Origin of the sequence: Larkinella arboricola (assembly GCF_003259745.1) — a bacterium.
GTDB classification, from domain to species: domain Bacteria; phylum Bacteroidota; class Bacteroidia; order Cytophagales; family Spirosomataceae; genus Larkinella; species Larkinella arboricola.
Genome location: NZ_QLMC01000003.1, coordinates 1,036,224 through 1,044,683, shown reverse-complemented (window position 1 = coordinate 1,044,683; position 8,460 = coordinate 1,036,224). Strand labels below are relative to the sequence as shown.

Below are 8,460 nucleotides of genomic sequence, written 5' to 3'. Positions count from 1 at the left end.
GGGGCCGCTCCTCTCAGAGCCCCTATGGATCATCGCCATGGTGGGCCATTACCCCGCCATCTAGCTAATCCAACGCAAGCCCATCTGCTACCGATAAATCTTTAATCATCAACCCAGGTAGGTTAATGATACCATGCGGGTTTACTCCCGGTTTCCCAGGGCTATCCCCCAGTAGCAGGTAGGTTGCTTACGCGTTACGCACCCGTGCGCCACTAATGACCCGAAGGTCATCCGTTCGACTTGCATGTATTAGGCCTGCCGCTAGCGTTCATCCTGAGCCAGGATCAAACTCTCCATTGTAAATAACTACTATAACATGCACTGTTATGCAGAAACCTTACCTCTTACTTAATTTGGTCAACTTGTCAAAGAACGTGTCTTCCTCGTCTGGAAAACTGCGGTTGAACTTCGTTTGCTCAACCGTATCACTGAATTGGGACTGCAAAGGTAGCAGTTTGATTTACTTAACGCAAGCCCTTTTCCAAAAAAACTTACTTTATTTTAAAATTCTTTATTGAATGCAAATCTATCCCGCTTCGATTCCAATATTGCCTATTCAGCATCCATAAATGGGTAGCGGAAATCGGTTGGCGGTACCAACGTTTCCTTAATTGCCCGCGCAGATACCCACCGTAACAGGTTTAAAGACGAACCGGCTTTATCATTTGTACCAGATGCCCGGGCGCCCCCAAAAGGCTGCTGGCCCACGACAGCTCCCGTTGGCTTGTCATTGATATAGAAATTACCAGCCGCATTCGACAGCTTTTTAGCGACCCGTTCAATTATATAACGGTCTTGGGCAAAAATTGCTCCCGTCAATGCATAAGGCGATGTCTGATCAACTAACTCAATGGTTTGCTCGATATTGTCGGGATGATACAGATAAACCGTCAGGACCGGCCCGAAAATCTCTTCGCACATGGTAACATATAACGGATCAGAAGCGAGTAGAACCGTTGGTTCCACAAAAAAACCGTCTTTTTTGTCGAAGCCCCCACCCGCAACTACTTCAATTGTCGGGTCGTTTTTCGCATCTGTAATGTACCTAGTGATTTTGTCAAAGGCTCTTTCGTCAATGACAGCATTAACGAAGTTCTGGAAATTTTCCACTGTGCCCATCTTGATAGCCTGCAAATCAGCTAATACATATTCACGGATCTGGTCCCAGCGTGAGACAGGAATATAGGCACGGGAAGCCGCCGAACATTTCTGCCCCTGGTATTCAAAGGCTCCACGAACCAAAGCCGTAGCAACCGCTTTCGGATCAGCTGATTCATGCACCAATACAAAGTCTTTACCGCCGGTTTCTCCCACAATTCGGGGGTAGGATTTGTACAGATGAATATTTTCGCCAATCGTTTTCCAGATCTGCTGAAAAACACCGGTGCTGCCCGTGAAGTGGATTCCGGCAAAATCCGGATGGTTGAATATTACCTCGCCCGCTACCGGACCATCTACGTAAATCAGGTTGATCACGCCATCTGGTAGTCCCGCTTCTTTCAGCACTTCCATAATAACCCGGGCAGAATAGATTTGCTGGATAGCCGGTTTCCACACGACGGTATTTCCCATCATGGCCGGTGCAGTGGGCAGGTTACCGGCAATAGCCGTGAAATTGAACGGTGTCAACGCAAAGACAAAACCTTCCAGCGGACGGTATTCCTGACGGTTCCAGACGCCCGCCGACGACCGGGGTTGCTGGCTGTAGATTTCCGTCATGTAATGGACATTAAACCGCAAAAAATCAATCAGCTCGCAGGCTGAATCAATCTCGGCCTGAAAGGCACTTTTCGATTGGCCCAGCATCGTTGCCGCGTTGATTTTGTAGCGATAGGGTCCGGCCAGCAATTCGGCGGCTTTCAGAAAAATGCTCGCCCGGTGTTCCCAGGTTAAATTTGCCCAATCTTCTTTGGCGTTCAGCGCAGCTGTAATGGCCTGCTCTACATGCGATTCGTCGCCTTCGTGATAATATCCTAAAATCTGATGACGGTTATGCGGAGCAACTAAAGCCTTCTGTACGTCGGTCCGAACTTCGTCTGCACCAATGTACATGGGTATATCGATTGTGTTTGAAGAAGCTTCGGCCAGCGCGGCTTTCAATTTTGTGCGCTCGTCGGAACCGGGACGGTATTCTTTGACCGGCTCATTTTGTGGGAATGGTACCTGAAAAAAGCCTACTGACATTTGTTTGTTGATTAAATGAAGCCTGCAAAATTAGATAATTGAAACGAACCGTTTTAGGTTCCATAAACTTCCGGAACAGTTTTTGGCATTTGTAGCGGCATTTGTTCGGTTAACGGTTTGGGGTTTTGTAACTTGCGGCAATTTTTTCAGCTACTGACTATGAAGTTTTACAGTACTAATAACCCTTCTATCCGGGTGTCGATGGAAGAAGCCCTGCTCCGGAGTCTGCCAGCCGATCGGGGCCTTTACATGCCGGAAACCGTCCCTTTTATGGGTGCGGACTTTTTCAATTCCATTGCTGATGGTACGCTGGCCGACATCGGTTTCCAGATTAGCGCTACCCTTTTTAAAGATACTATTCCGACAGACAAGCTGGAAGAACTGGTGCACCGGGCTTTTCCGTTCGATACACCGGTCGTAGCGCTCGAAGAAGGCAGAACCCATGTTCTTGAATTATTCCACGGCCCTTCTCTGGCTTTTAAAGATGTAGGAGCCCGCTATATGGCGGCTATGATGGGTTATTATCTGGAACAGTCTAATCGGGAAGTGCATATTCTGGTGGCAACCTCGGGCGACACGGGTGGCGCGGTTGCGATGGGCTTCCTCGGGGTTCCGGGTATTAAAGTAACGATTTTGTATCCCAGTGGCCGGGTTAGTGACTTACAAGAGAAACAACTCACCACGCTGGGCCAGAATATCACTGCCATTGAAGTCGACGGTTCTTTTGATGACTGTCAGGCGCTCGTCAAATCGGCTTTTACGGATGGTGAATTGAATCAACAGTTTAGTTTAGCGTCGGCTAACTCCATCAATATCTTCCGACTGATCCCCCAGAGTTTTTATTATGTCCGGGCTTATGGGCAGGTGAAGCACTTTGGTAAACCCGTTGTCTTTTCAACCCCCAGTGGCAATTTTGGTAACCTGAGTGCAGGGACTCTGGCGTATAAAATGGGCTTACCAGTCCATCAATTTATTGCTTCGACGAACCTGAATCATGTAGTGCCGACTTATCTGCAAACTGGCTCGTACGCCCCTAAACCGTCGGTAGAAACCATTTCAAATGCGATGGATGTGGGCAGCCCAAGCAATTTCGTGCGCTTAACTCATTTGTTCAATGATGACTTCGACACCCTGAAACAAATGCTGTCGGGTTACTACTTCACAGATGAGCAAACGAGGCAGACGATGGACGATGTTTATCAACAATTTAACTACGTAATGTGTCCACACACAGCCGTCGGTTACATGGGGTTGAAAAGTTATCAACATATCCACACCGATGTCTGTGGAATATCGCTCGCTACGGCTCATCCGGCCAAATTTAAAGAACTGGTTGAGTCAGTTATCCACACGCCTGTGGATATCCCGGCCGCTTTGGAAGAACTGATGAACCGTCCGAAGCAAAGTATCAAAATGAAAGCTGATTTTGCGGAGTTTAAAGAGTTGCTGCTGCAAACCGCCTAAAATGAAAAGACCCGCTGGATGGCGGGTCTTTTTTTAATTAATAATATCTCCTCGCAGGGCCCGGAATCGTTTTCGGGCTTCCGCCCCGAAGATACTTCCGGGGTATTTCTGCAAAAGCTGGTTGTAAAGCTCCATGGCTTTGGTTTTATCTTTCCGGTTTTCCTCGTATGTTTTTGCCGTCAGGAACAGAGCATCATCGCCCAGCACGTCTTCTCCATAATTGGCCGAGATTTTTTCCAGATCCTGAAGAGCCTCATCCGTTTTGTTTTGCTTTAACAGAGTGTTCGCCCGCAGCCAGAGAATATTATCCGCCAGGCTGTGGTCTTTGTACTTGGCATACATCTGATTGAGCGCCAGCGCGGCCGAATCCACTTTATTCTGGAACAACATCAGTTCAATGGAAGCGTACTCTTTCATGGCGGTTTCGGAGCTATCCATGCCGGTATTATCCATTATGAGGAGACTGAGGGCACCGGCGTCGTTGGCAATTTCGCGACTCGTAGCCTGTTTCAGAATGTCCAGTACTTCTTTCGACAGTTCAAAATCGCCTTTGTAGTAATGCAAACGAGCATTCCGAAGTTTAGCCTCATACCCCAGTAAATCCTCTTTCTGCGATTTTTCGACCTGTGAGTACAGCAACGTAGCTTCCCACGGTTCGCCCTTGAGCAGATAAATATCCCCCATGTCCAGCTTACAGCGGTCGATAAAGGTCCTTTCGGTTTTGCCGATTTCAGTGGCCAGTTGAAGAATGGTTATCGCTGTATCTTTTTCATCCAGATAAAACGCGTAAAGGTTGGCCGTGCTCCGGAGGGCTTCCAGTGTCCGGTTGTTTTTTCCCAGTTCCTGAAACATTTTCTGGTAGTCGGCAATGAGCTTCCGGATTTCAAGGTTATCCACGGGATATGTATTCTTCACCTGCTCTTCACGGGCCTTAATCACCAGTCGTCGGGCAAACGGATAGAGCTGCCCCTGGGGATATTCCTTCGCTACGTACTCAAACATGGCCGCAGCGTTCTTATAATCCTTGTTCTGGAGTGCAACCGCTCCCAGATCATAAACGCGCACACCGGTCAATTTTAAGCGTTTGTCGAGGGCACGTTCCTGAATGAATGCTTTGTAAAACTCTTTCTTCTGCGTCAGGTACCAAACCAGCATCTCAGTGTAGAACATTTCATTCGGACTTTCCTGCACTTTTTTGTACAGAACGGTTTCCAGCATTTTCTGGTCGTTCTCCTTCAGGTTGTCCTGCAAAATGGCCTGGACGTTATCCCGATTTCCCGGAATCAACCCCCACTGTAGTAACTCATCGACCATGTTTTCTTTCTGGCCGAGTGATCCATACAGCCGGGCCAGCTCACCGGCATAGGCAACGGGGTCCTTACTCTGTTCGCGTGCTTTTTTCAGAATTTTAACCGACCAGGCCTGTTTATTGCGTTCGGAAAAGTCCTGGGCCAACTCCGCCAGCCCGTTAACATTTCCGCCAGCAACGCTGATAGCCTTGTTAAAGTAAACTTCTGCTTTAGCCGAGTCCTTACGGCTTTCCTCCAGAATACCGGCCTGCAAAAACACATACGGGTTTTTGTCGTCCGACTTTACTAACCGGCGCATTACCTTTTCGGCGTCACCTATCTTATCGAGTTTTACGGCACTTTCCACATAGCGGTTCATCACCTGTTTATTCGCACCGGGTTTTATTAACTTTTGATAAATTGTATACGCTTTCTCCACCTCTCCTTTTTTGAAATACTCATCGGCCAGATCCTGCCCCTCCTGAGCAAATCCATTCAGTAAGCCAACTAAGCATAGCATGAACCATAGACCTACTACCTTCTTCATTTTCTTTTTTATTAAATAGTTTAATAAAAGGATTGTAAAGGTTGTTCACTGTGGATATGTGGATAAGTTATTTATACACATTGATCAGAATTATTTGTGGATAAAAAATTCGAGTTATCCACACTGTTCACAAAATTATCCACATGCAAATTATTGATAATCAATCTTTACTCTACTTATCCACAATTGGTGCTGTATATAGAGACGGTATTTAGGCACATTTCCACAAGATACAGTGTAAACATTTCCACATGTTGATTAGTTGAGGAATAATTTGTGGAGAACAAGGAAGTTATCCCCTATCCACAGTTCTCAACGATCTTATCCACACGGTATTCTGAATTTTCCACAATTGCTTTTCCACCTTTTCACATTTTTTCCACACAAGACGCGAAGTTTTCCACCTACTTTTCCACCGATAAGTTGTGTTTTTTTTATTTTACATTGACCTTTTCAGAATGCGTCAATATCCTCGTTAATATCGAAGTTAGCTTTTATGGGAATGATCCCTTTGTTTCTGGTGAAGAAATAGATGGGTTCGGGCACACGGTTTTCAAGTGGATTGCCGCTATCCCACCGGCCGTTTCCGTTCTCGTCGATGATAACCCGGAGCCGGTATCGTCCCGGTTTGATATTAACGAAACGGTAGTTCGGGTTGTTTATTTGTTTATTAATTGGTTTGAATTCTTCATCGAGTAGTTCTACAATAAATTGCTTCGCCGTTGTGTTGACCTTCCCAACCAGTATCCCATACTTTTCCGGATCGCGGATGAAGTAGTTGAGTTCTGTGGCGGCCGTTGAATCATTGAGCGCGCTGATGAACGCTCCCTTTCCTAACCGCAGTGCTAAGCTTCGGCCGGCTGTAGTCGTCTTGGTCAGAATGAAACGGGTTTGATTATTTTCCCAATGGTAGTCTTCCGCACTCAGCGGAACTTGGTTGGTACTATCACTGAATAACTGGAGTGAATCGGTTGTAATGCTTTTAATCGGTTTCGAAAACTGAAGCTCGACTTTTACCTGGCGATCCATATCTCCGTTATCGGCGGGCACAGCCGTGAGCGTAAGTGCATCCCGTGTTTCACGTCGGGTCGGTGTTCGAAATTTAAATTTTTGCGTCAGTTCCGCTTTATTTTTAAGAGAGTCCGTTACGGTAATCTGAAGCCGGACGGTATCGGTTGTTGCCTTTGCATTAAAGAAAGTTAACTCGGTGGGCGTTCTGAAAAACGAAGGAATGCTGTCTTCAGGATTATCGAACCGGACGGTATAATTTTCTATTCCTCTATCAAATACAAACGTGTAGGTGTTCACCAGCTGCTGCGTTCGGACAGAGCGCGGAGGAGTATTGTAAAAGGAAAATAACTGAAAGTTCAGCGTATCATTGTTCGCTTTTAAATCCAGGTCGCCTGGTAGAAAAGAAACTTTTTCGACCCCCGGGTTCAGGATAAGGTTTAAATTTTTGTCATCAAAGGCGAACACTTTATAACGTCCATCGCGTACATTCTCCAGTAAAAAAATCCCGGACGTATCCGTGCGTGTAAAATAATACGGCTTTATTTTGGTCGGCGTCAGCGTATCACTGGGGATGTATAAACCTACCAATGTATTCAGGACGGGCTGGCCGGTCTGGATGTCGGTAACCTTCCCTCCTACCCTCAACGAGTCAATGGCATTGCCTGTACTGAACACTAATTTCAAATTCAGGGCCGGATTATTTTCGGTCGCATCCTTAATGGCATCGGTGAAGTTAAACGTATAGGTGGTGTTTTCCTTGAATGGTTTGTCGAATACCAGCCGCAAACCGTTCGGTTTGATTCGCGGTTTGAAGGGCACTTCGGGTTCGGGGGTGATCAGGATTTTCTGATTGGGATTATCAACCCGGATGTATTCATTAAAGATGACCTCAATGGTTTTATCATTAAAGTTTTTCTGTTTGTTTATCGGTGTGCTCTTCACCAGAACCGGTGCCAGCGTATCTTTCTTCCCTCCAATTGGAGCAGCGTATTGTGAACATGAGTTCAAAAAAACAGCGATGATCGCGAATAGAAAAAGAGCTTGTTTCATTTTTGGCAATAAAAAACCCTGAATAGTATCGCTATTCAGGGCATAAGTGGTCGTTTAGTTAGCGGGCCTGAGCGATGTAAATTAAGCTTGAATAATCTCCTCCATTCTGGTAGGCTGCCCAATTAGAACGAATTCCATTCCAAAAACTTTCAAAGTAGGCCGGTTTTCCATCCCGGTTTTTGGTGCTCAGCATATTGACATAAAAGGCATCAAAGAGCATCGGGCGCTGTTGAATCACGTCAAAACCGTAACGGCTTAATAACGATTTCATGGCATCCGGCGAGAAATGATACAGATGCCGGGGAACATCGTAAGCAGCCCAAAACTGTTTATAATGCTGTGCGTCCCACGAACGATGGTTGGGAACGGCAATGATTGCATAACCGTTTTGATGACAATGCGCCCGCATCCACCCCAGCGTTTCCGGTAATTCATGAATATGTTCCAGAACGTGCCATAAGCTAATCACATGGTAACGCTGGCTTTCATCCAACTCATGAATGGATTTGCCAAGCTTGATATTGATGCGGTTTTGTGCTTGCAGCCGGGCATTTTCATCCGGCTCCGTTCCCATCACGTTCCACCCCGCCTGCTGACTGGCGGATAGAAAATAACCCGATCCGCAGCCTATGTCTAACAGATGGCCTTTCCGGGGCGCTAGTCCTGTAATCAGCTTTACTTTCTGTTTTACGGTAATCGACCGGACGGTATGATACAGTTGGCTGATAATTCCTTTCCGCGTATCGCTGTGCGAAATATAGTCTTCGGACTGATAATACCGCCCGATTTCCTGTTCAACAGGCCGGGGATTGGTTGCCTTGAAGCCACATTTTTCACAGTTCTGAATCATAAACTCGGTTTCAGAAACCAGATAATCTTTGCACGCTAGCCAGTTCGAAAACGACTGATTTCCGC

5 protein-coding genes and 1 rRNA gene are annotated in these 8,460 nt (G+C 46.4%); 1 reads left to right on the top strand and 5 read right to left on the bottom strand.

The genetic code is table 11. The features are described 5' to 3' along the window. Together LX87_RS15750 and pruA are read right to left on the bottom strand one after the other, a co-directional pair. Positions 1–300 (bottom strand): 16S ribosomal RNA (locus LX87_RS15750); the annotation flags it as partial. A gap of 252 nt (positions 301–552) precedes the next feature. Continuing rightward, entirely contained in the window at positions 553–2,184 is a 1,632-nt protein-coding gene (gene pruA / locus LX87_RS15745) for an L-glutamate gamma-semialdehyde dehydrogenase (RefSeq protein ID WP_111629168.1), read from the bottom strand. Between the two features lie 159 nt (positions 2,185–2,343). Between pruA and thrC the strand changes: the two genes are divergently transcribed. Further along, a complete protein-coding gene (gene thrC, locus LX87_RS15740; protein WP_111629232.1) occupies positions 2,344–3,648 on the top strand; it encodes a threonine synthase in 1,305 nt (434 codons plus the stop codon). Between the two features lie 33 nt (positions 3,649–3,681). Here the strand turns inward: thrC and LX87_RS15735 are convergent, their stop codons facing one another. The 3 genes from LX87_RS15735 to LX87_RS15725 all read right to left on the bottom strand — a co-directional run bounded on the left by LX87_RS15735 (position 3,682) and on the right by LX87_RS15725 (position 8,395). After that, positions 3,682–5,484, bottom strand: coding sequence for a tetratricopeptide repeat protein (locus LX87_RS15735; protein ID WP_229310681.1), 1,803 nt, complete (start codon positions 5,482–5,484; stop codon positions 3,682–3,684). 453 nt (positions 5,485–5,937) lie between these two features. After that, positions 5,938–7,503, bottom strand: coding sequence for an Ig-like domain-containing domain (locus LX87_RS15730; protein ID WP_170139371.1), 1,566 nt, complete (start codon positions 7,501–7,503; stop codon positions 5,938–5,940). Positions 7,504–7,603: 100 nt separating this feature from the next. Next, positions 7,604–8,395, bottom strand: coding sequence for a class I SAM-dependent methyltransferase (locus LX87_RS15725; RefSeq protein ID WP_229310680.1), 792 nt, complete (start codon positions 8,393–8,395; stop codon positions 7,604–7,606). Positions 8,396–8,460 lie beyond the last annotated feature (65 nt).